This is a genomic window from Actinopolyspora biskrensis (assembly GCF_013408175.1).
GTDB lineage: Bacteria > Actinomycetota > Actinomycetes > Mycobacteriales > Pseudonocardiaceae > Actinopolyspora > Actinopolyspora biskrensis.
On sequence record NZ_JACBYW010000007.1, the window covers coordinates 157,335 to 179,455 of the forward strand.

Consider the following 22,121-nt stretch of genomic DNA (forward strand, 5'->3'; position numbering starts at 1 on the left):
AACCGTTCGCGGTGACCGCTCGGTCTCCGGGTGGATCAGAGCGCGTCCAGCGGCAGGTCCGAGGTGACGCCCCCGACGACGCCCTCGGCCTCGTTGACCACGCCGCCGACCGCGCCGCCGGCGACGCCGTCCAGCGTGCCGGTGGCACCGTCCAGCGTGTTGCCGACCGCGCCGGTGGCACCGTCCAGCGTGGAGCCGTCCGTGACGTTGCTCGCGGTGGTGTCCACGGTGCTGGTCGCGTCGTCCAGCGTGCTGTTCACGGTGCCGAGCGCGGCGCCGCCCGCGCCGACGGCGACGTCCCCGGCGGTGTCCACCGTGCCGTCGACCGTGCCCAGGGCGCTGTCGACCGTGTTGCCGACGGTGTCACCGGCCGTGTCCACCGTGCCGCCGACCGTGTTGCCCACGACGCCGACGGCGTTGTTGGCGACGTCGTTACCGCTGGCGACGTCGTGCACGCTGATCAGGTTGTGGGAGTCCTGGTTCTCGACGCTGCTGTCGACGTCGACGTTGGTCTCCTGACCCTGCTGCTGGTTCTGCTCCATCTCCTGGTCGACGTCGCCGTCGGAGGAGAAGTCGGGTGCGGGGGAGTTGTCCACGCTCATGGTTTCCGTCGCTTCCTGTTGCTCGTTGTTCTGTCCGGGTTCGAGCTGGTTGATCGCGACGTGCTGCGTACTCGCCGTGAACGTGTCGATGCTGGGCTGTGCGGTCCGGCCGTGTTCGGTCACGACGTCGGCCGGCGCGTAGTCCAGCATGAGTGACGAGGCGTGCAGCACCTGCGCCGCGTTCAAGTCCCCCAGGCCGGCGTTGTCCAGCGTGCCGCGTGGATCGGCGTCGAACGCCGAACGCGTCTCCGGGTTGCCGACGAGGCGGGTCAGGAATTCCTGGAGCGTCGGTTGTCCCGGGGCGGCTGCCTGCGAGGCGACCGGTTCTGGGGTGGGGAACTCGGAATCGTCTCGCCCAGTGGCCTGCTCCGGCTGTGCGTTCGGCATCGCTGGCGTTCTCCTGAACTCAAGCCGTAGGTGGTCCGCTGGTAGGGCGAGTTGACCGATCCCCTTGTTCCTTGCCCAACAAGTTACGGCGGGGGATGGGGGTCGCCCATCGGGAGCCACTCCTAGTTATTGGTGAACCTGTTAGGGGACTTTGATGTTTCACTCGTTAGGGGATCAATGGGACGGGTCACATCTTTGCGTAATCGAGTCCGCGCTAGGTTGGACCGGCGGGCTTTCCGGGCGAACCCCGTGTGATCGTCCTGTGACAGGAAGTGTGGCCGGGTAGGCCGGAAGGGATGGCATGCCTTACGTTCTCGGGGTTCATCTGGGTACGAGCACGACCTCGGCCGCTGTGATGGGCAGAAACGGCGGACGCTGGACGCCGGCGACACCGTTTCCGCTCGGGGCCACGCGTCCCGACGTGCCGAGCGTCGTGGCTCGGTCACCGGACGGTGGGTACTTGGCGGGAGAGGCCGCCGCCGCGAAACAGGCCGAGTCACACGAATGGGGCTGTTCCGGCTTCGTCTCCGCCCTGGGCGAGGACGCGCCGCTGCTCCTCGGTGGCGAATTCGTGCACGCGCACCGGCTGGCGGCCACGATGATCGAGTGGGTGGCCGATCAGGTGGCGCACCGGCACGGACATCCGGCCGAGCACATCGCCGTCACGCACAGCTCGTCCTGGGGAGCCCACCGGACGCACCTGCTGTACCTGGCGCTCGCCGAACTGGGACTGACCGACGTCACCCTCCTGTCGGAGCCGTTGGCCGTGGCCGTGGACTACGTGACCAGACAACGCGTTCCGAACGGCGGGTCGATCGCCGTCGGAAACCTCGGAGGCAGTGGTTCCAGTGCCGCCGTGCTGCGCAAGGACGAGCCGCACGACTCGGACGGCGTCCCGGGCGCCGCGCGGGGGCCGGGTTCGGGGCTGGAGTTCCTCGGAACTCCCGTGGAATCGGGTGAACCCGCCGGGTCCGATCTGGACGACCTGGTGCTCGAGCGCGTCCGCGCCGATTTCGGGGACTCCGTGAGTCGCCTCGATCCGGCCGAACCGCGCGACCGCGGCGCCGCGATCCGGCTGCGGGCGGAGTGCTCCAAGGCCAAGGAGGAGCTCTCCCACCGGGAGTCGAGCAGGGTGAACGTGCTGCTTCCCGCGAGTTCGGGGGAGGTGCCGCTGGCCCGTGCCCACTACGAGCGGCTCGCGCGCCCGTACCTGGAGTGGCTCCCCGAGATGCTGGTCCAGGCGATCCAGTCGGCCTCGTTGAGCCCGGAGGACCTCGAGGCGGTCGTGCTGGCCGGCGGTCCCGCCCGGACCCCGTTGTTGCGGAATCTTGTCCAGCAGCGTCTTTACGGGACACTGCCCGGGCTGGAAACAATCGAGTCACCGGTGCGGGTGGACGGTTCGCCCGAACTCGTGGCCGCGCGCGGTGCGGCGTGCTGGGCGGCGGAGGCGCTGTCGGCGGAAACGGATCGTGCCGTGGCGGGCGCGGAGACGAGTGTGCTGATGCGCGTGGGCGCCGGGGAGGACAACTCCCCTTCCGCGTCCTCCGGTGAGTACGATGTGGACGGAGCGGAGGCGGTGATCGACGATGTGTCCTCGGATCCCACCGCCGAGCCACCGCGCCCGCCGGTGGAAGTCGAGCCGATGCACATCGAATCCCCTCCGCAGCGGAAAGCTCTCAAGGTCGTCAAGTTGTCGCTGGCGGCACTGCTGATCATTTTCGGGCTGGTGATGACAGTCATGCAGGGCTTCGGCGGAAGCCAACAACCCGCACTTCCGGGAGTAATGCAACAGGTCGGCAAGTGATCCCCGACGTACGGGCGACGCGGAGACGGAACGCGAAGCCCGAACACCGAACACCGCTCACCGATTGGGACCGTTCGTGAACCACCCCAGCGCCACACGGCCCGCGCCGGACGCGGGGTCCGCACACCACCCGTGGGAGGTCGTCCAACCGCGCGCGGCGGAAGGACTTCGGGAAGAGATAGCCGCCAATCCGTCCAAGCCTGTCACCGCCGTCGTGCGCGGCGCCGGTGGAAGCGGAAAGACGACGCTGCTGACCCGGCTGGCCCGGCTCTACCGGGACGCGGGCGTTGCGGTGCACGATTCGGTGGAGGCAGTGCTCGCGGAGCCGGAGCCCGGGGGGACGGCGCTGTTGCTCGACGACGCCCACCTGCTGAGCGAGAGCACGCTGCGCGAGTTGCTTCCGCTGGTGTCCGGTGGGCCGCTTCGGGTGGTCCTGGCCTGCCGCCCGTGGCCGTGCCCCGAACCGTTGTCCGAGCTGATCTCGGGTTTTGGCCGCAACCGCCCCGTGGTCTCCCTCGGTGAGCTGAACTCCGGCGAGGTCGGTGAGCAGTTGCGGCGGATGTCCGGGGTCTCGTACGACCCCGGAACCGTCGAGCGGATCCGCGCGTTCAGCGGAGGAGTCCCGGCGCTGGTGAGGCACACCCTGGAGGCGTGCGATCCGCGTGAGCTCGCCGATCCGGAGGAGGTGCGGCTGCCGCGGCTGGTGCTCGACCGGTTCGGGGAGGAGCTGGACGCGCTGAACGAGCTCGCGCGCCGCTGCCTGACCGCCCTCGCCGTCGGTGGGACCACGCACCCGGTGCTGCTCGGCACCGTGCTCGGCGTGGAGTCCACCGAGATCGCGCCCGCGATGGAGGAACTGCGCGCGGCGGGTCTGCTGGACGAGTCGGACGCTCCTCACCCGTTCGTGCGAAACGCCGTGCTCGCGCTCACCTCCTGGGAGAAGCGGCTGGCCGTGCTGCGCGTGCTCGTGCGCAACCAGCTCGATCGGGCGGGGCCCGTTTCGCGGTTGATGTGCCCGCTGCTCGGCACCGATTCCGCGCTGCCCACCGATCCGGTCCTCGCCTCCGGGTTCGAGGCGGCCGGCCGCGAGGTGCTGTTCGACTCGCCCGAGCTGGCCGTGCGCATGTTCGACTCGGCCGTGGCGACCGGTTCGCCCGCCGTCTCGGTCGCCGCGCGCAGGGCAAGGGCGGTGGCCATGCGGGGAGGGCTCGACGAGGCGGTGCGCACCGCCGACCGGGTCATCGTGGACGAGTCCGCACCGGAGCGGGACCTGGCCATCCGGGTCTCGGCGACGGTCCTGGCCCACCGGGGGCTGCCCGAGCGCTCCGCGGAGCTGTGTCGCTGGTCGGCGCGTCACGTCCCCTGGGCGGGGGATACGGCTTTCGCCGTGCTGGGGCTGGTCGACACCGGGCGGATCGCCGAGGCGGGGGAGCTGCTGCGCGACTGGCCGGACACGGGACCTCCGACTTCGGTCTCCGGGGCGGGGGAGCAGCTCGCTCGCGGGTTGTACGACTCGGTCACCGGCTCGGACTCCGAGGCGCTCTCGACGCTGGTGCGCTCGGCCTCGCTGGCCGAGCCCGTCGGTGAGGAACTGCTGGCGCCGGACACGCCCGCCGCCGTGGCGGCCACGGTCGCCACCCACTGCGGCGAGTTCGACGTGGCCGACTCCGTGCTGGGCAGGGCGCTCGCCGCCGACACGGGAGGCCCGCTGGCGCGGGAGCGGCACCGGCTTCTCGCGGTGTGGTTGCCGCTGCTGAAGGGCGACACCACGACGGCACGACGCGAACTGGACCGGGTGGTCGACGATCCGGCCGCGCTGCCGGCCAGGGACCGGCTCGTGGCGATCGCGCTGGAGGCGGGGATCGCCAGCAGGGACAACGACATGTCGGCTCTGGAGCGCGCGGTGCTCCGGGCGCGCAAGGCCGTCGCCGAGCACCCGGCCGACCTGTTCGCCCTGCTGCCGCTGAGTGAACTGGTCGTCGCGGGGGCGCGGCTGCGCGACCGGGACTGGTTGCTGCCGCAGCTGCGCGAGGCGCACGAGCTGTTGAACAAGCTCGACGAGCCCCCGCTGTGGGCGGCTCCGCTGTACTGGAGGGAGCTGCAGGCGGCGATCGTGCTCGAGGAGCGCGAGCGGGCCGCCGAGCACGCGGCCGCGCTCGCCCGGGTGTCCGGGCGCGGCCAGTTCGTCACCGCGCTGTCCGAGGCGGCCGAGGTGTGGCTGCGGCTGCTGGACGGGGACGTGGACGACGAGCTGGTCCGGCGAACCGCTCGCGGGCTGTGCGGGGTGGGGCTGGTGTGGGACGGCGCCGGACTGGCCGGGCAGGCCGCCCTCCGCACGACCGACCGGCGCGCGATGCTCTCCCTGCTCGAGTGCGCCCGGTCCCTGCAGGGCAAAAGTCCCCGTCCGTACCGGCACCCGGCCGACGGCACGAGCGGTGTGGGGCCCTCGGGCGGCGAGGGGGAGTTGTTGAGCGGCCGGGAGCGCGAGGTGGCCGAGCTCGTGCTGGGCGGGATGACCTACAAGCAGGTGGGGCAGCGCCTGTTCATCTCGGCCAAGACCGTCGAGCACCACGTGGGCAGGATCAAGCAGCGGTTGGACTGCTCGACCCGCGAGGAGCTGCTCACGCGGCTGCGCTCGTTGCTGGGGCGCTGATCGTCCGGGAGGACCGCGGCAGGTGCGCCGTTTCCGCCGCGGCTCGCGACCTCATTTTGCTGTTTTGGCAAATGATTTTGTCATCCGGGGCTCGGTGAGGGCAGCTTGGTGCCGGAAGTGGCCACGGCGCCCCGAGGGGCCGTCGGCCACGGGGCCCCGGCGACCGAAGGCGAGGACGACGTGGACGCACAGTTCTGGGACGACAAGTACGGCGGCAGCGAGCGGCTCTTCAGCGGCGACGTCAACGGGGTGCTCGCCACCGAGGTCGCCGACCTGCCGCCCGGGCAGGCGCTCGACGTGGGATGCGGCGAAGGCGCCGACGCGCTCTGGCTGGCTCGACGCGGCTGGCGGGTCACCGCGGTCGACATCTCCCGGGTCGCCCTGCGACGCGCCGCCGCTGCCACGGACACCGAGCTCGCCGAGCGCGTGGCCTGGACCCGGGGCGACCCGACCGGCACGCCACCTCCGGAGGGCGCGTTCGACCTGGTGTCCGTGCAGTACTTCCCGCTCCCGCACCAGCCGGACCACGCCGCGCTGCGCGGTCTGCTGGCCGCGGTCGCCCCCGGAGGCACCCTGCTCGTCGGCAGCCACGACCTCGCAGACCTCCCCCCGGGGCAGGACCGCGAGTTCGATCCCGGCGACTACTACCGGCCCGCCGACATCGCCGGGCTCCTCGACGAGGACTGGACCGTGCTGGTCGACGAAACCCGCCCGCGGACCGCCCCGCCCCCCGAGGGCACGCACCACGTTCACGACGTCGTGCTGCGGGCGCGACGCCTGCGGTGACCGGCGCCGCCCGCTCGTGCGGGCGGCCGGACGCCGCGCGGTGGGACGTTTCGCGCGAAACCGCGCGGATCCCGGCGCGGCGTCCGCGAGCGGGGCGAGGCGGCTCTACTCGGAGTGCAGCGCGAGACCGGCGCGCAGCTGACCCACGGTCTCGAACATGGCCTCCCGCAGCCTGGTGCTCGCGCCGAGCAGGTTGGCGAACCCGTGGATGAGGTCGGGGAAACGCCGGGAGATCACCGGGACTCCCGCCGCGGACAACCGGCGCGCGTACTCCTCGCCCTCGTCCCGCAGCGGATCGAAGCCGGCCGTGATCAGCACGGTCGGAGCCAGGCCCTCCAACTCCTCGTTCAGCAGCACCGAGAGCCGCGGATCGGCGCGTTCGGAGACGTCCGGCTGGTACATGTCCATGAACCAGTCCATGTCCCCGTCGGTGAGCAGGAAACCGTTGCCGAACAGTTCGCGGGAGCGCCTGCGGGTGCTGGCGTCCACGGCGGGGTAGAGCAGGAACTGCAGCACCGGGCTCTTGAGCCCGTTCGCGACGGCGTGCTGGGCGACCACCGCGGCCAGGTTCCCGCCCGCGCTGTCGCCGCCGACCGCGATGGAGTCGGGGCTGGAACCGAGGTCGGCGGCGTTGTCCAGCACGTGCTGGTAGGCGTCCACGGCGTCTTCGGCGGCGGCGGGGAAGGCGTGCTCGGGAGCGAGCCTGTAGTCCACCGACAGCACCCGGAGGTCGGCGTACTTGGCCAGGAAGCGGCACAGCTCGTCGTGCGTTTCGAGGTCACCGACCACCCAGCCCCCGCCGTGGTAGAACACGAGCAGGCTGCCGGGCTCGGTCAACCCCTCGGGGCGGTACAACCGGGCGTCGAGCTCGCCGGAACGGGTCCGGACCGAGCGCTTGCTGACGTGCACCCCGGAGATCTCGGCGCCGCGTGTGACCTCCAGTCCCCGGAGCATCCCGGCCCGTGCCCCCTCCGGTGTCTCGGCGGCCATGCGCTCCTGACCCGTGAGTGCCTGGAGACGCAGCAACGCCTGCACCTCCAGGGCGAGCTCCTGGCCGTCGAGCCGGACGGGGGCTCCCGCGATGCGGCGGAGCAGCGGACGCGGAAGTTTCAGCAGCCCGTGCAGCACGGCGGACTGGGCGTGCTTCTGCAGCGAGTGCGGGATGACGTCGAGAGCTTTGGACACGGCTGGGACCTTTCCACGATCGGAACCGAGGGTGGTGGGCGGTGACTTCCGCCCCGCCGGGGTGGCTCGGTGCCTGTTTCGGAACTGCGTACTTCGGTGGGGCGTCGTCCCGGTTCCGCCTCGGGCACGTCGCGAGGCGTCCCCCGTGGCGACCCGTGCCACGTGCCCCGCGGTCTCGCGGTGAGCCGGACCAGGACGCCGGAGCGGATCACCCGGCTCGAACCGCCTGGATGACGATCTCGGTTGGTTCTCGCCGTGTGAGGCGCACTACGCTGAGGCTACCGCTCGGTAGTGCGTGGTGCGAGACACGTGGGCGGCGATTGACTTGGAGCGCGGTCGAACCCATACCGTGGCTCGGTCGGTCCAACCGATCGAATGGTGGTGGCCTCGATGAGTGGTTACACCTTGTAGTGAAATGCGGTTCACCGGCCGGTGTCCGGTGAACACGCGGATTCGGGAAGGATTTTTTCCATGGCGGTGACCGTAGTGGGGATCGGCGGTTCGATTCGAGCCGATTCGCAGTCCGAACGTGCCCTGCACGCGGCGCTGGCCGGTGCGCGGGACAGCGGAGCGAAGGTCCACGCGATAACCGGGAACGGGCTGGTCATGCCCTTCTACGACCCGGCGGTCACCGAACGTGTCACGAACGCTCGCGAACTCGTGGACGCCCTCCGGGAGGCGGACGGGGTGGTGCTCGCCTCCCCCGGATACCACGGGACGGTGTCCGGGCTGGTGAAGAACGCCCTGGACCACGTGGAGGACCTGCGGGACGACCGTCGTCCCTACCTGCACGGCAGAGCGGTCGGATGCGTGGGTATCGCCTACGGGTGGCAGGCGACCGTGAACACCATGCAGGCGCTGCGCTCGGTTGCCCACGCGCTGCGCGGCTGGCCCACCCCCCTGGGGGCGGCGGTCAACTCGGCCGAGACCCGGTTGGGCCCCGGTGGGGAGTGCGCCGACGAGAAGGTCACCTCGACGTTGCACACCATCGGCGGGCAGGTGGCCGATTTCGCGCTCGGACGCTGAAGGCCCGTTTCCGAGGAGGTGGCTCGGTGCCGGAGCCCGGGGCCGGAGGAACCGGTGCGGGGTGTCCGCGGTGACGGTGGGACCGGGTTTCACGGTTCGATCGCTCGGGTATTCCAGGTAGGCCCCCCGGATTCCAATGTCGTAGCGGGGGCTGCGAGGAGGTGCGACGAAATGGCCGAGAAGGGTCCGATCACCAGCCCGCTGGGCGACGCCGAACGGGACATAACGGCCAAGTCTCTGCAGGGCACTCTGGTCGACCTCGTCGACCTGCACCTGGTTGCCAAACAGGCCCACTGGAACGTGGTGGGCAGTGATTTCCGCAGCGTCCACCTGCAACTGGACGAGCTGGTCAGCAGCGCGCGCGAGTTCGCGGACAGCGTCGCCGAACGCGCCGCCGCCATCGGCGCCTCCCCGGACGCGCGGGCGGGCACGGTCTCCGAGAGTTCGGGGGTGCCCGAGTTCGAGTCCGGCTGGCGCCGCGACAGCGACGTGATCGCGGCGATGGTGGAGGTGCTGGACAAGCTGATCAAGAGGTTGCGGGCCCGGATCGACGAGACGGACAAGACCGATCGGGTGACCCAGGACCTGCTCATATCCGTGGCGGCCAAGCTGGAGGAAGCTCACTGGATGTGGCAGGCCAAAGCTTCGTAGGGTTCACGGCACCGCTTGCGTGGGTGGCTGGGTAGCCGTCCCGTGAGTCGGCGCCTTGCTGCGTTGGGCCGCTCTTGAGTAGCCACCTACGCGGCGGGCGGCCCGGCCTGGCGATGCATCCGACTCACGCGCCGGAGCTTCTCGTCCTGCCCAGGCTCAGAGCGCCTGCGTTGGACGGAGCCCTTCTGTTGGAGGTTCCAGTGGGAGTTCGGCGGTGCGAGCGCTGAGGTGGTGGTGAGCGGCCTGCGCCGAAGAAAGATCCGAACCTCCCGGCCCGCAGCGGTCGCACCCGGGGACGACGACCGTCCCATGTGGACCTCCGGGTGGCGTCCGCGCGGATCGGGAACGAAGAACCACCGGGTGATCCGTTCCGACCACGCGATCGGTTTTCGGTGGTGATTCGGTCGCCCCGGGTCCCCGCCTCCGTGGAACGGTTGCCGGGGACCCGGGACGATTCCTCGACAGGGGGCGGGCAGCGCCCGCCCCCGCCGGGATCGGGTCGTCCGAAGAGGCGGACGCTCAGCGGGCGGCCCGCTCGTACTGACGGGGCCACAGCGAGTCCGCGCGCAGCCGGTCGGCCGCGTGCAGCGGCCAGTGCGGGTCGCGCAGCAGCTCCCTGGCCAGCAGCACCGAGTCGGCCGACCCGGAGGCCACGATCTCCTCGGCCTGCTCGGGTGAGGTGATCATGCCGACGGCGCCGGTGGGCACCCCCGACTCCTGCTTGATCCGCCGCGCGTAGGGAACCTGGTAGCCGGCCCCGACCGGGATGGAAACGCCGGGGAGCGCTCCGCCGGTCGACGCGTCGACCAGGTCGACACCGCGCGCGGACAGCAGCCCGGCCAGGCGTGCCGAGTCCGCACCGCTCCAGCCGTCCTCGGTCCAGTCGGTCGCCGAGATCCGCGCGAACAGCGGTTTGCCCGCCGGCCACACCTCGCGCACCGCTTCGGTGATCTCCAGCAGCAGCCGCACGCGGCCGTCGAAGTCGCCGCCGTACTCATCGGTGCGGTCGTTGACCAGCGGGGAGTAGAACTGGTGGGCCAGGTAGCCGTGCGCGAAGTGCAGTTCCACCACGTCGAAGCCCGCCTCGTCGGCGCGGCGGGCCGCCCCGGCGAACCGCCCCGGCAGCGCGGCGACCTCCTCCGTGCTCAGCGCGCGGGGCGCTGTCAGCTGGCCGAACGCCTCGCCGGTGGAGCTCACGGTGGTCCAGCCGCCGTCCTCCGCCGAGAGGCTGTGCCCGCCTTCCCACGGGGCCGATGTGGAGGCCTTGCGGCCCGCGTGGGCGAGCTGCACGCCGCTCGCGGCGCCCTGGGCGCGGATGAAGGCGGTGATCCGCTTCCAGGCGGCCACCTGCTCGTCGTTGTACAGCCCCGTGTCACCGGGGCTGATCCTGCCTTCCGGGGTCACGGCGCTGGCCTCGCTGATCACCAGCCCGGCTCCGCCGGTGGCGAACTGCCCCAGGTGCACCAGGTGCCAGTCGTCCGGGACGCCGTCGGTGGCCGAGTACTGGCACATCGGCGAGACCCAGGCGCGGTTGCGGATGTCTACGTCGCGGAACTTGACGGGTTCGAACAGTTGACTCACACCCGCTGGGACTCCGCTGCGGAGCGGAATATTCCGCTGCGTTCCCTACGTCACTCCCGAACGCCCGTTCAGCCCATCGCGCTCGACACCCGCTCGAACGCGTCGGTGACCAGGTCCCAGAAACCCTCCTGGTCGAGGGTGATCGCCACGGCCGCGTTGCTCTCGGCCTCCGGGGCGAAGTCGGTCACGGTCATCCCGGAGCTGAACCGGCCGGAGGTCTCCACGTCCACTCGTGCCTCGGTGAGGGTGAACAGCTCGGGAGCGATCACGTAGGCCACCGCGCAGGCGTCGTGGATCGCGGGCCCGTGCTCGCGGTACTGCCGATTGTTCCCGTAGAAGTCCAGGCAGGGGCTCAGCAGCTCGTCCTGCAGGCGTCCCAGCCCGGTGAAGCGCTGCCGCACCGCGGCCGTGGCCCTGGCCTGGTGGGTCAGGTCCAGACCGAACATGACCGTGCGCCACGGGGCCTCGAACACCACGCCTGCCGCTTCCGGGTCGGCCGCGATGTTGAACTCGGCCGCCGGGCTGAAGTTGCCGCGGGTGTAGGAGCCGCCCATGATCACGAACTCCCGCACCCACTCGGTGATGCGCGGTTCCTTGCGCAGCGCCAGCGCGATGTTGGTCAGTGGCCCGACCGCGACGAGGCTGATCTCGCCGGGGGAGGCGGCGATCGTGTTCACGATGTGGTCCACCGCGTGTTCGGACACCGGCTCGGCCTTGGCCGCCGGGAGGACCACGTCGCCGAGCCCGGTGTTGCCGTGCACGTCGGACGCGGCGCTGCCCGGCCGCACGAGCGGGCGTGCCGCTCCGCGCGCGACCGGAACGTCCATGCCGTAGAACTCGGCGAGCGCCAGGGCGTTCGGCGTGGTGTGTTCGAGCCCCACGTTTCCCGCCACGGTGGTTATGCCCGTCACTTCCACTTCGGGGCTGCCGTGGGCGAGAGCGATCGCCAGCGCGTCGTCGATTCCGGGGTCGCAGTCGAGCAGAATTCGTTTCACGGTGTCGCCTTCTGTGTTTCTCCGGGGCTGCTCGCGAACCGGTCGCCCCGTGCGCCCGGTTCGTGCTCCGAGCCCCTGTTTCCTCGGTCGGTCCGCCGTCCGGCGGACGGTCACCCCTGCACGGAGTCCGCGATCGACTTCGCCTCGCGGGAGCCGGTTTCCAGTGCCTTGCAGCAGTACTCGATCCAGGAGGAGACACCTTCGGAGCCGCCGGAGGCGAACCCCCGGGCCGCCGAGGCGTACTCCTCCTGACGGCGGAAGTGGGCCACCTCGGGAACCACGAGCCCCTTGGGGTCCAGGCCGCTGGCGATCACGGTCATCCGGGAGGCCGCGCGGGCGATGATCCCGTCGACCTCGCCGAACGGGGCCAGCGCGAGCAGCTCCCCGTGCACCACGGCCGCCTGCACCGGTCCGGGGATCGTGCCCTGGGCGTTCCCACTGACCTCGGTGACCATGCGGGCCAGCAGGTCCAGCCGCGAGGAGACCTCCTCGTCCGCACGGGGGCGCCCGAGGCGTTCCTGCTCGTGCTCGCCGACGAGGTCGGCCGCGGCCAGCACGTGCAGCCTGGCCAGGGCCTGCAGCGGGGCTCGTTGCCAGGTCGGCAGCAGGGGACCGATCGCCTCGGCGACCCGCAGGGAGCCGGCGAGCAGCGGATCGCTCACCTCGCCCCCCTCCGGGATTTCCGCGGCTCCGCCCGCGACCGCCGCGGAGGCCCGCGCGGCGCGCACCGACGCCTCGGCCGCGGTGGTGGGCCAGCCTCGTCGGTTCGCCGGGTGCTCGTGCACCTCGTCGATTGCCGCCCTGGCGGTTTCGACCGCTTCGGGGACGCCCGGAAGTCGGACAAGCGGGCGTAGCGAATCCTGCGCGTTCACGTCACGAGACGCTACCCGTTAGTGATGGAAAAACGCTGCACCCTCCGCCATACGGGGCAAAGTGGATCCTTCGGACGGGCGTAACGAAGTGAGAAGTATTACACTCATTGTGACTTGTCAGTGATGTGCAGCACCGAACGGGGGAATTGGTCTCGACCTTCACTCCGTTTGCCTCTATCGAAGTGAGTCGGATCGCACTACCGTTCGTCACGGAAAGAGCTGTGCCAGCAGCGACGGAGGTTCGACAGCGATGAGTCAGCCCGAGGGGCAGAGCAACACGTTGGACAATTTGCTCGAGGAGAACAGAACGTTCCCTCCCACTGCGGATTTCGCGGCGAACGCGAACGCGACGGCCGAGCTGTACGGAAAAGCCGCCGAGGACCGCCTGGGCTTCTGGGCCGAGCAGGCACGGCGCTTACAGTGGGACACCGAGTGGGATCAGGTTCTGGACTGGTCGAACCCCCCCTTCGCCGAGTGGTTCGTCGGGGGCCGGCTGAACGTCGCGCACAACTGCGTCGACCGGCACGTCGAGGCGGGCAACGGCGACCGGGTCGCCATCTTCTGGGAGGGCGAACCCGGTGACTCCCGGAGGATCACCTACTCCGAGCTGCAGCGCGAGGTCTCCAAGACCGCCAACGCGCTGACCGAGCTCGGGGTCGGATCGGGCGACCGGGTGGCGATCTACCTGCCGATGCTGCCCGAAGCCGTCTTCTCGATGCTGGCCTGCGCCCGCCTGGGCGCGCTGCACAGCGTGGTCTTCGGGGGCTTCTCCTCCGAGGCGCTGCGCAGCAGGATCAACGACGCCGAAGCCACAGTGGTCATCACCTGCGACGGCCAGTTCCGGCGCGGTCAGGCCATGCCGCTCAAGGCCAACGTGGACGAGGCGGTCACGGGGACGCCGAGCGTCGAGCACGTGCTGGTGGTGCAGCGCACCGAGGCCGATGTGGAGTGGAACTCGGACAGGGACAAGTGGTGGCACGACGTCGTCGACCGCCAGCCCGAGCAGCACACGGCCGAGTCCTTCGACTCCGAGCACCCGCTGTACATCCTCTACACCTCGGGCACCACGGGTAAGCCCAAGGGCATCCTGCACACCTCGGGCGGCTACCTCACCCAGGCCGCCTACACCCACAACGCGGTGTTCGACCTCAAACCGGACTCGGACGTGTACTGGTGCACGGCCGACATCGGCTGGGTGACCGGCCACACCTACATCGTCTACGGGCCCCTGGCCAACGGGGCGAGCCAGGTCATCTACGAGGGCACGCCGAACACCCCCCACGAGGGCAGGCACTGGGAGATCGTGCAGAAGTACGGGGTGACGCTGTACTACACGGCCCCGACCACGATCCGCACCTTCATGAAGTGGGGAGCCGACATCCCGGCTCAGTACGATCTGTCCACCCTGCGGGTGCTCGGCACGGTGGGCGAGCCCATCAACCCGGAGGCGTGGATGTGGTACCGCGATCAGATCGGCGGCGGTACCGCCCCCATCGTCGACACCTGGTGGCAGACCGAGACCGGTGCCATCATGATCTCCCCGCTTCCCGGGGTGACGGCGGCCAAGCCCGGCTCGGCGCAGCAGCCGCTGCCCGGTGTGTCCGCGACCGTGGTCGACGAGAACGGGAGCCAGGTCGGCAACGGTGAGGGCGGACTGCTCGTGCTGGACAAGCCCTGGCCGGCCATGCTGCGCGGCATCTGGGGCGACCAGCAGCGTTTCGTGGACACCTACTGGTCCCGCTTCGCGGAGCAGGGCTACTACTTCGCCGGGGACGGAGCCAAGTACGACAACGACGGCGACATCTGGCTGCTCGGCCGGGTGGACGACGTCATGAACGTCTCCGGGCACCGCATCTCCACCACCGAGGTCGAGTCGGCGCTGGTCTCGCACCCGACCGTGGCCGAGGCGGCCGTGGTCGGGGCCTCCGACGCGACCACCGGTCAGGGAATCGTCGCCTTCGTGATCACCCGTGGGGACCACGCCGGGGACACGACGATCAGCTCCCTGCGCGATCACGTCGCCCAGGCGATCGGCCCCATCGCCAAGCCGCGTCAGATCATGGTCGTCTCCGAACTGCCCAAGACCCGCAGCGGCAAGATCATGCGCAGGTTGCTGCGGGACGTCGCGGAGAACCGCGAGGTCGGCGATGTGTCCACACTCGCCGATTCCAGCGTCATGGACCAGATCACGGCGGGCATGCAGTCCGGAGGTGGTGACGACTGAGCGTGTTCGCGTGAACGCGTGACCGAGGGGCGGCACGAGGAGTGCCGCCCCCTCGATTTTTCTCACACGGCAGCCCCGGACGCCGCTTCGCCCGACCGGACGAGTCCGATCAGCGGTCGACCGATCCTCACCGAAACACCAGCGCAGCCGGTTCCTGCGTGCCCATTAGCAACTCGGTCGAACGTTGACAACCCCTGTCCGGCCAACGCGGGCGAACGCACGCCGTGCTGGCCGCGAAACGGCATGAGGCGGGTTCTGCCGTGTTAAGCTCATCCGCGGGGCGAGCCGGAAAACTGGTCATTGTGGAGTACGTGGCGTAATCAATCTCGGGAGCAACTCCGTGGCGAAATCGCAGCGCAACCGATCAAAACGGTCCGCCGCCCCGGAGGAGGCCCGGGGGTTTGACTTCGGTTCCTACCTGCGAAACGAAACCGTCGGCGGCATGCTCATGCTCGCCGCCACCGTTGTCGCGTTGATCGCGGCCAACTCGCCGGCCTCCGGCTTCTACGAAGCCGCCCGCGAGTTCACCGTCGGACCGCACGCCCTGCACCTCGACCTGACTATCGGGGAGTGGGCCAAGGACGGCCTGCTGGCGATCTTCTTCTTCGTCGCGGGCCTGGAGCTCAAGCGGGAGCTGGTCCTCGGGGACCTCTCCGACCGCAAGACGGCGACGCTTCCGGTGCTGGCCGCGCTCGGTGGCATGATCGTGCCCGCCGTGGTGGCCGCCGCCATCGGATTCGGAGCGCCGGGGGCGGCGCAGGCCTGGGCCATTCCGGTGGCCACCGACATCGCCTTCGCCCTGGGCGTGCTCTCGCTGACCTCCTCGGCCATGCCGACCACCGCGCGGGTGTTCCTGCTCAGTCTGGCCGTGGTCGACGACCTCGGTGCGATCATCGTCATCGCGGTGCTGTTCACCTCGGGGCTGAACCTGCTCGCCCTGCTCATCGCCGTGGTGCTGTGCGTCGGCTACTGGTACGCCCAGCGCAAGCGCATCCGGACCTCGTGGCTGTACGTGCCGCTGGCAGTGGCCACGTGGGTGGCTGTGCACAGCAGCGGTGTCCACGCCACCATCGCCGGAGTGGCGCTCGGCCTGCTGACCAGGGTGCGCACCGACCCGTACGAGCGGGCCTCGCCCTCCATGCGGCTGGAACACCGGCTCCAGCCGTGGTCGGCCGCCCTGGTGGTGCCGATCTTCGCCCTGTTCGCGGCCGGCGTGCCGGTGGGAGCGGACGCGCTGGGTGCCGTCTTCCACGACCGGATCGCCATCGCGGTCATGGTGGGGCTGGTGTTCGGCAAGATGCTGGGCATCTTCGGCACTTCCTTCATAGCGGTCAAACTCGGCTTCGGATCGCCCCCCAAGGGCGTGGCGTGGCGTGACCTGTTCGCGCTGGCGATGCTCGGCGGGGTCGGCTTCACGGTCAGCCTGCTGATCGCGGACCTCTCGTTGAGCGGGGCCGCCGCGGACCGCGCCAAGGCGGCCGTGCTGATCGCCTCCGCGGTCGCCTCCGTGGTCGCCACGGTGATGCTGGTGCTGCGCAGGAAGCACGACAGTTCCCAGGCGCAGGTCCAGGCACAGAGCGGGCGGGGGTGACCAGTTCCCGGAGACCACCCCACCACCCGCCGCGGACGCGGAACGCTCGGGTGAGCACGTCGACGCGGCCGGGCCCGCCGCCGGAAGGGGGCGCGGATCGTGGGGACGCCGGGTGCGGGGAGCGCTCCACCTGTGCGTGCTCGCCTGCCTGGCTGAGGTCGGTCTCCGGCGGCCGAGCTGACCCGCGCGGCGCGGGACGGGCGCCGCGACCCCGCGATCGGGCGCGTCACTGAGTCGCGATCACGGCTTCGTGGCACGATGACGATCGTGAACAGTGCCCAGAACGAACGACACGAAGACTCCGACGCCACCACGGCTTCGACGGCCACGTCGATCCCCCTGTCCGAAGAGGACACCGGGGCCGGGGGTGAGCAGTCGATCGGAACTCTCGCGCGGGACGTCGCGACCCACCTCTCGGCGCTGGTGCGCGGGGAGCTCGAACTGGCCAAGGCCGAAGTGGCCGGTGAGGTGCGCAAGGCGCTCAAGGGCAGTGTCTTCTTCATCCTCGCGCTGACCGTGCTCGCCTTCAGCAGCTTCTTCCTGTTCTTCACCCTCGCCGAGGGGCTGGCGGCCGTCGGCCTGTGGCGGTGGGCGGCGTTCGGGATCGTGTTCCTGCTGATGCTGGTTGTCGCGATCGTGCTGGCGCTGCTCGGCTACCTGCGTGTGCGCAAGGTGCGGGCTCCACGGCGGACGATCGACACCCTGAGGGACACCGCTCAGCTGCGGCACCGGCACTCGGGCGGTACGGAGCAGAACCAGGAGACCTCGTGAGGCCTTCCCGCGGCGGTGCCGACTGCTGAGGTGGGGGTTCCGGCGCTGCCCGCGCCGAGGGGAAGCCCCGCCCGGTCGTCGACGCGTCCGGGGACTCCCCACGAGCTCACTCCGTGCACGGGCCGGTGGGCACCTCGGCGGTCAGCGAGGGCGCGGAGGCCACCTCGTCGGAGACCTCCTCGGCAGTGAGGGCGAATCCGGTGTTGCGGTCGTCCACGGCGGCGCCGAAGACGAGCCCCACGACCTCGCCGCGGCCGTTCACCAGCGGGCCCCCGGAGTTGCCGCTCTGCACCTGGGCCCGCACCGTGTAGACGTCGCGCACCACGGTCGAGTCGCCGTAGATGTCCGGTCCGCGCAGGTCGATCCGCTCCCGGACCCTTCCGGCGGAAGCGGTGTACGGCCCGTCCAGCGGATACCCGAGCACGATCACGTCGGTTCCGGACGCGGCCTGCTCGGCGTTCAGGTCGAGCGCTTCGGCGTCCAGCGAGGGCACGGAGAGGACCGCGACGTCCTCCTCCGGATCGAACGAGACCACTTTGGCCGCGAACTGCCCGCGTCCGATCTCGACGAAGACGCTGTCGGTTCCGGCCACCACGTGCGCGTTGGTCAACACCCTGTTCGGGGAGACGACGAATCCGGTTCCCTCCAGCGAGCGCCCGCAGTCGGGCGCACGGCCGCGCACCTTGACGATGCTGGGCCGGACCTGGCGGACGACCTCGCTGTGCGCCAGCGCGGGATCCGGAGGGTCGATGCTGGCGACCGGGGTCCGCGAGAACGGCTCCAGGGTCTCGGGAAACCCGCTGATCCCCAGCATGCTCCGCAGGTCGGAGGGAAGGGACCGCGCCGATTCGGGCATCATCGAATCGACGGTGCGCAGCACTCTGGAGTCGCTCACGGCCGAGGCCAGGCTCGGAAGCGCCGAGGCCGCGGTGAACGGGAGCGCCACCAGCCACGCCACGACGAACACGGCGATTCCCTGCAGCAGCGCCCCCAGCGCGTTGTCGACGCCGATGAGCCTGCGGTGCCCGGTTATGCGGTCCCGGAGCTGTCTTCCGGCCCACATGCCGAGGGTCTCGCCGAGAGCGACGAGCAGCACGACGATCCCCACGCCGAAACCGATTCTGGCGGCCGGACTGTCCAGTCGTTCCAGCAGCAGTGGGGCCGAGCGCACACCGATGATCGCCCCCGCGATCACCCCGACGAAGGAGAGCGAGGCGGTGACCAGCCCGTTGTGCGCGCCCGAGACCGCTGCCAGCAGCGCCAGCAGCACCACCAGTAAGTCGACCCAGTTCACCGATCACCTCGGCTTCGGCTGCAGACGTTCGGGGGCTTCGAGCGGTGATTGTCCGGTCCGGGCCGAGTCGTGCACGTGGGCCGACCGAAGGCGACCACCTCCCGAACGGTTCGTTCTCATTCCAACGGATCCGGTGTCAACGTTCGCAACCGGGATCCGCCGCCTCCACCGCGGCTCTCCACGCCTCGTCCAGTTCCCGCACGTCTCCACGGTTCCACTCACGTGACCAGCCCGCGAGGTCGAGCAACCCGGAGAGCAGGCCACCGGTGAATCCCCAGACGAGCATTCCCGGCACCAGGAAGGCCGGTGAGGTCCTGCCGCCCAGACGCACCTCGAACCGGTTGGCCGGGTCGGACAGCGTCGCGATGGGAACTCTGGCCACGGCTGCCGTCTCGTCCGGATCCACCGGTTGCACCGGGGCGGGTTCGTGCCAGTGGGCGAGCACCGGTGTCACCCGGAACGCGCTGTGGGCGAGGTGGAGCTCGGGCAGCGTCGCCACCGGGGTGATCCCCGAGGGCAGCACGCCGACCTCCTCGATCGCCTCACGGAGCGCTGCGTCGACGGGCCCCGCGTCGCCGCGGTCCACGGCTCCTCCGGGGAAGGCGACCTGCCCCGGATGCGAGTTCAACCCGTCCGCGCGGCGCAGCAGCAGCACGTCCGGACCGGTACGTTCGGCGTCCTCGCCGAGCAGGATCAGCACCGCTGCCGGGCGCACGTCCGCCCCGCAGGGGGTGTGCGGCCAGCCGAGCTCCTTCGTGTCGACCTCGGCCGTTCGCTCGACCAGCGGCCGCAGCCAGCGGGGAACCAGCTTCGGATCCACCAACGGGCCGTGTTCCTCGTTCACCGTGCCTCCAGCTTGTCGTCCACCGCCCGGCGGATCTGTTCGGGAGTCTCGAACACCTCGGGAGGCAACCGTTCGACCCGGCCCTCGGGGGTGACGAGGTAGCTCGCGGGCAGCGGTCTGGGAGCGGGCAGCGCCTCGGCGACGCGTTCCCGCTCCGCGTGCAGCACCGGCAGCCGCACGTTCAGGCTGTCCAGCAGTTCGAGGCCCGACTTCGCGTCGCTCTGAACCTGCAGGCCGACCACGCGCGCCGAATCGGGCTGTTCGGAGTACTCCTGCAGGGCGGGCAGTTCCTTGCGGCAGGGCGGGCACCAGGTGGCCCACACGTTGACCAGGGTGGTCCGTCCAGCCAGCGCCTCGGCGAGGTCGGTCGGGGAGCCGTCGCCGAGGCAGGTCCCCGTGACCCCGCTGAGCGGGGTCTCGTGCGCCGCAGCGGAGGTGTCGGCCCCGGATGCGGGAGCGCACCCCGCGAGGTCGGCGCGCTGCCGCAGGGTCTCCACGTCGGGGCGGGAGCGCTCGGCCGCTCCGGGCGGGGCCCCCGTCCCGGAAGAGGGGTCCTCGCCGCGCGGCCACAGCGCCACGGCGCCGAGCACGGCGACCACCACCACGATCAGCGTCCAGCGGATCTCCCTGCCGAAGCCGCGCCGATCCGGCTGCTCGGAACTCATCGCGTCGTCGACTCCCCGGATTCCGCCGTGCGTGCCTCGCTTCCACCGGCCTCGGTGCGCACCCCGGCGAGTTCGAGCAACCTCTCGGACTCCGGACCGCGTACCAGTTCGGCCGCCTCACCCGGATCGGTCGGGCCGATCCCGTAGGACGGGCAGTCCTTGCTCAGCGGGCAGGCCCCGCACGCCGGTTTGCGGGCGTGGCAGACCCGGCGACCGTGAAAGATCACCCGGTGCGAGAGCGTCGTCCACTCCGCGCGCGGGATGAGCTCGCCGACGGCGTGCTCGATCCGGACCGGGTCCGTGGCCTCGGTCCAGCCCCAGCGCCCGACGAGGCGCCCGAAGTGCGTGTCCACGGTCAGGCCCGGCACGTCGAAGGCGTTCCCCAGGATCACGTTGGCCGTCTTGCGGCCGATCCCGGGCAGTTTGACCAGTTCCTCCAGTGTCGCCGGCACCTCCCCGCCGTGTCGTTCGACGAGAGCGGCCCCCATCCCCATCAGGGAGTTCGTCTTGTTCCGGTAGAAGCCGGTCGAGCGGATCAGCTCCTCCAGTTCGGTGCGGTCGGCCGCCGCGTAGTCGGCCGCAGTGGGGTAGCGGGCGAACAGCTTCGGCGTCACCTCGTTGACGCGCTTGTCCGTGCACTGGGCGGAGAGGATCGTGGCCACCGCCAGCTGCAACGGGTTGTCGAAGTTCAGCTCGCAGTGCGCGTCGGGGTACGCCTCGGTGAGCGTGCGCATTATCCTGCGTGCGCGTCGTACCAGTCCGAGCCTGGTCTCGGACGAGCGTTTGCGTTGCGTGTTGCTTGGAGCTGGGTCGGGCACTCCACTAGCCTACGGCCCGGGAGGGCGCGTGGTCCTCCGTCCGAGGGATGTGCGGGGGGACGCCCCGGCACTGTTGTGTGATTCGTATCACATTCGCGAGTGATGCGGTGCGCTTCACGCTCGTCCGGTGGGGCCGGGACCGGGCAGCGGGGCGTCGCTCGCGGCGCCTTCCGTGGTCGTGCGCTTCGCGGCCCCGTGCGGAGCGAGGTCGGAGCGCTGTTGACGTACCCCGGTTGCGAGTGCCACCGAGGTATGAGCGAAGATTGGGTCACAATGACTGCCTGGTTCGTGATCGTCGTACCGCTTGTGATCATGTTTTTCACGCTCTTCATGGAGCGTGTCGAGGCTCGGCTTCGGCATGGTGCGGTGCAGGAGAACGAGGTGGAGGAGCTGCTGGAGAACGCCCGTCCCGACGAGGTTCGGGCGCTGTTCCGGCAGGGAATTGGACGTGCGCTGGAGCTGTTCCAGCTTCGCAGGGTGGGACGCGCCGGCAGACTACGTACCCGCCGTTCACGCGATCGGTCGTAGACTGGTTGTGGTGATAGGCGGCACACGCCGGTAGCCGCTCTATGGCGGTATCGGCGTCGAGAGCAGCCGCCGCGTCTCAACATGGAGGGACGAGGTGGACGAGACCCTGTCGCGGGCCGGCATCTTCCAGGGAGTGGAGCCGGCAGCCGCGGAGGCACTGACGCAATCGCTGGAACCGGCGGAGTTCCCGCGTGGCCACGTGATTTTCGCCGAGGGTGAGCCGGGGGATCGCCTGTACATCATCCAGTCCGGCAAGGTCAAGCTCGGTCGGAAATCTCCCGACGGCAGGGAGAACCTGCTTGCGATCATGGGCCCTTCGGACATGTTCGGCGAATTGTCGATCTTCGATCCGGGGCCGCGGACGTCGACAGCCACGACGGTCACCGACGTGCGTGCGCTGACGATGGATCGGAGCGCGCTACGCCAGTGGATCGGAACGCGCCCGGAGATCGCCGAGCAGTTGCTCCGCGTGGTCGCCCGTAGGCTGCGCAGGACGAACGGCATGCTGGCCGACCTCATCTTCACGGATGTCCCCGGTCGGGTGGCCAAGGCGTTGTTGCAGCTCGCGCAACGCTTCGGTAGCCAGGAGTCCGGTCTGCTGCGGGTGACGCACGACCTGACCCAGGAGGAGATCGCACAGTACGTCGGGGCTTCGCGGGAAACGGTGAACAAGGCGCTCGCCGATTTCGCACACCGCGGTTGGCTTCGACTCGAAGGCAAGAGTGTGCTGATTCTCGACCCGGAGCGGCTGGCTCGCCGGGCCCGCTGATCCGCGCTCCGCGAACAGACACGACCGTACTTCCGACGCTCCCTCGAGCGTGGTCGCAGCGCGCCGACCGTTCAC

General features: G+C 70.3%; 19 protein-coding genes. 10 read left to right on the plus strand and 9 right to left on the minus strand.

Annotation, left to right across the window (positions count from 1 at the left end):
* Positions 1-35: 35 nt before the first annotated feature.
* Entirely contained in the window at positions 36-989 is a 954-nt protein-coding gene (locus FHR84_RS18490; RefSeq protein ID WP_179536791.1) for an IniB N-terminal domain-containing protein, read from the minus strand.
* 460 nt (positions 990-1,449) lie between these two features.
* Between FHR84_RS18490 and FHR84_RS18495 the strand changes: the two genes are divergently transcribed.
* The 3 genes from FHR84_RS18495 (at position 1,450) to FHR84_RS18505 (ending at position 6,232) form a co-directional block, all read left to right on the plus strand.
* Positions 1,450-2,793 carry an Hsp70 family protein gene (locus FHR84_RS18495; RefSeq protein WP_218863240.1) on the plus strand — a complete coding sequence of 448 codons (1,344 nt, stop codon included), beginning with the start codon at positions 1,450-1,452 and terminating at the stop codon, positions 2,791-2,793.
* Positions 2,794-2,869: 76 nt separating this feature from the next.
* Positions 2,870-5,446 (plus strand): LuxR C-terminal-related transcriptional regulator, encoded by a 2,577-nt coding sequence (locus tag FHR84_RS18500; RefSeq protein WP_343075325.1) that lies wholly within the window; start codon positions 2,870-2,872, stop codon positions 5,444-5,446.
* 180 nt (positions 5,447-5,626) lie between these two features.
* Positions 5,627-6,232: a methyltransferase domain-containing protein gene (locus FHR84_RS18505; RefSeq protein WP_179536882.1), complete on the plus strand. Its 606-nt coding sequence runs from the start codon at positions 5,627-5,629 to the stop codon at positions 6,230-6,232.
* A gap of 105 nt (positions 6,233-6,337) precedes the next feature.
* Here the strand turns inward: FHR84_RS18505 and FHR84_RS18510 are convergent, their stop codons facing one another.
* Complete coding sequence (locus FHR84_RS18510; protein WP_179536793.1) at positions 6,338-7,417, minus strand: alpha/beta hydrolase fold domain-containing protein; 1,080 nt, start codon at positions 7,415-7,417, stop codon at positions 6,338-6,340.
* 471 nt (positions 7,418-7,888) lie between these two features.
* Between FHR84_RS18510 and FHR84_RS18515 the strand changes: the two genes are divergently transcribed.
* Complete coding sequence (locus tag FHR84_RS18515; RefSeq protein ID WP_179536794.1) at positions 7,889-8,443, plus strand: NADPH-dependent FMN reductase; 555 nt, start codon at positions 7,889-7,891, stop codon at positions 8,441-8,443.
* Positions 8,444-8,614: 171 nt separating this feature from the next.
* Positions 8,615-9,094: a Dps family protein gene (locus tag FHR84_RS18520; protein WP_179536795.1), complete on the plus strand. Its 480-nt coding sequence runs from the start codon at positions 8,615-8,617 to the stop codon at positions 9,092-9,094.
* A gap of 519 nt (positions 9,095-9,613) precedes the next feature.
* On the opposite strand, the gene FHR84_RS18525 is transcribed toward FHR84_RS18520, so the two are convergent.
* From FHR84_RS18525 to FHR84_RS18535, 3 genes are all read right to left on the minus strand, one after another.
* Positions 9,614-10,675 (minus strand): oxidoreductase, encoded by a 1,062-nt coding sequence (locus tag FHR84_RS18525; RefSeq protein WP_179536796.1) that lies wholly within the window; start codon positions 10,673-10,675, stop codon positions 9,614-9,616.
* 68 nt (positions 10,676-10,743) lie between these two features.
* Positions 10,744-11,670: a nucleoside hydrolase gene (locus FHR84_RS18530; protein WP_179536797.1), complete on the minus strand. Its 927-nt coding sequence runs from the start codon at positions 11,668-11,670 to the stop codon at positions 10,744-10,746.
* A 110-nt stretch (positions 11,671-11,780) separates the two neighbouring features.
* Complete coding sequence (locus tag FHR84_RS18535; RefSeq protein ID WP_179536798.1) at positions 11,781-12,542, minus strand: Fic family protein; 762 nt, start codon at positions 12,540-12,542, stop codon at positions 11,781-11,783.
* Between the two features lie 250 nt (positions 12,543-12,792).
* Here FHR84_RS18535 and acs point away from each other — a divergent pair, with 250 nt between their 5' ends.
* The 3 genes from acs (at position 12,793) to FHR84_RS18550 (ending at position 17,128) form a co-directional block, all read left to right on the plus strand.
* The gene (gene acs / locus FHR84_RS18540) at positions 12,793-14,766 is read left to right on the plus strand and encodes an acetate--CoA ligase (RefSeq protein WP_179536799.1); all 1,974 of its coding nucleotides are present in this window, start codon (positions 12,793-12,795) and stop codon (positions 14,764-14,766) included.
* A gap of 340 nt (positions 14,767-15,106) precedes the next feature.
* Positions 15,107-16,357: a Na+/H+ antiporter NhaA gene (gene nhaA / locus FHR84_RS18545; protein WP_179536800.1), complete on the plus strand. Its 1,251-nt coding sequence runs from the start codon at positions 15,107-15,109 to the stop codon at positions 16,355-16,357.
* Positions 16,358-16,615: 258 nt separating this feature from the next.
* Positions 16,616-17,128 (plus strand): phage holin family protein, encoded by a 513-nt coding sequence (locus FHR84_RS18550; RefSeq protein ID WP_179536801.1) that lies wholly within the window; start codon positions 16,616-16,618, stop codon positions 17,126-17,128.
* Between the two features lie 106 nt (positions 17,129-17,234).
* Here FHR84_RS18550 and FHR84_RS18555 read toward each other — a convergent pair whose 3' ends face one another.
* The 4 genes from FHR84_RS18555 to nth all read right to left on the minus strand — a co-directional run bounded on the left by FHR84_RS18555 (position 17,235) and on the right by nth (position 20,749).
* Positions 17,235-18,422, minus strand: a complete 1,188-nt coding sequence (locus FHR84_RS18555; RefSeq protein ID WP_179536802.1) for a MarP family serine protease — start codon at positions 18,420-18,422, stop codon at positions 17,235-17,237.
* Positions 18,423-18,558: 136 nt separating this feature from the next.
* Positions 18,559-19,266, minus strand: a complete 708-nt coding sequence (locus FHR84_RS18560; RefSeq protein WP_179536803.1) for an NUDIX domain-containing protein — start codon at positions 19,264-19,266, stop codon at positions 18,559-18,561.
* Positions 19,263-19,931, minus strand: coding sequence for a TlpA family protein disulfide reductase (locus tag FHR84_RS18565; protein WP_179536804.1), 669 nt, complete (start codon positions 19,929-19,931; stop codon positions 19,263-19,265). The genes FHR84_RS18560 and FHR84_RS18565 overlap by 4 nt, the downstream gene beginning before the upstream one ends.
* The gene (gene nth / locus FHR84_RS18570; protein ID WP_343075326.1) at positions 19,928-20,749 is read right to left on the minus strand and encodes an endonuclease III; all 822 of its coding nucleotides are present in this window, start codon (positions 20,747-20,749) and stop codon (positions 19,928-19,930) included. The genes FHR84_RS18565 and nth overlap by 4 nt, the downstream gene beginning before the upstream one ends.
* 273 nt (positions 20,750-21,022) lie before the next feature.
* Here nth and FHR84_RS18575 point away from each other — a divergent pair, with 273 nt between their 5' ends.
* Together FHR84_RS18575 and FHR84_RS18580 are read left to right on the plus strand one after the other, a co-directional pair.
* Positions 21,023-21,277: a hypothetical protein gene (locus tag FHR84_RS18575; protein WP_017972867.1), complete on the plus strand. Its 255-nt coding sequence runs from the start codon at positions 21,023-21,025 to the stop codon at positions 21,275-21,277.
* Between the two features lie 94 nt (positions 21,278-21,371).
* Positions 21,372-22,046: a Crp/Fnr family transcriptional regulator gene (locus FHR84_RS18580; protein WP_017972868.1), complete on the plus strand. Its 675-nt coding sequence runs from the start codon at positions 21,372-21,374 to the stop codon at positions 22,044-22,046.
* The last annotated feature ends 75 nt before the right edge of the window (positions 22,047-22,121 follow it).

Excerpts from the sequence above, each read along its gene's own strand:
- FHR84_RS18575 (WP_017972867.1), top strand. The coding sequence starts at position 21,023 with ATGACTGCCTGGTTCGTGATCGTCGTACCGCTTGTGATCATGTTTTTC.
- FHR84_RS18550 (WP_179536801.1), top strand. The coding sequence starts at position 16,616 with ATGACGATCGTGAACAGTGCCCAGAACGAACGACACGAAGACTCCGAC.
- FHR84_RS18520 (WP_179536795.1), top strand. The coding sequence starts at position 8,615 with ATGGCCGAGAAGGGTCCGATCACCAGCCCGCTGGGCGACGCCGAACGG.
- acs (WP_179536799.1), top strand. The coding sequence starts at position 12,793 with ATGAGTCAGCCCGAGGGGCAGAGCAACACGTTGGACAATTTGCTCGAG.
- FHR84_RS18490 (WP_179536791.1), bottom strand. The coding sequence starts at position 989 with ATGCCGAACGCACAGCCGGAGCAGGCCACTGGGCGAGACGATTCCGAG.
- FHR84_RS18565 (WP_179536804.1), bottom strand. The coding sequence starts at position 19,931 with ATGAGTTCCGAGCAGCCGGATCGGCGCGGCTTCGGCAGGGAGATCCGC.
- FHR84_RS18515 (WP_179536794.1), top strand. The coding sequence starts at position 7,889 with ATGGCGGTGACCGTAGTGGGGATCGGCGGTTCGATTCGAGCCGATTCG.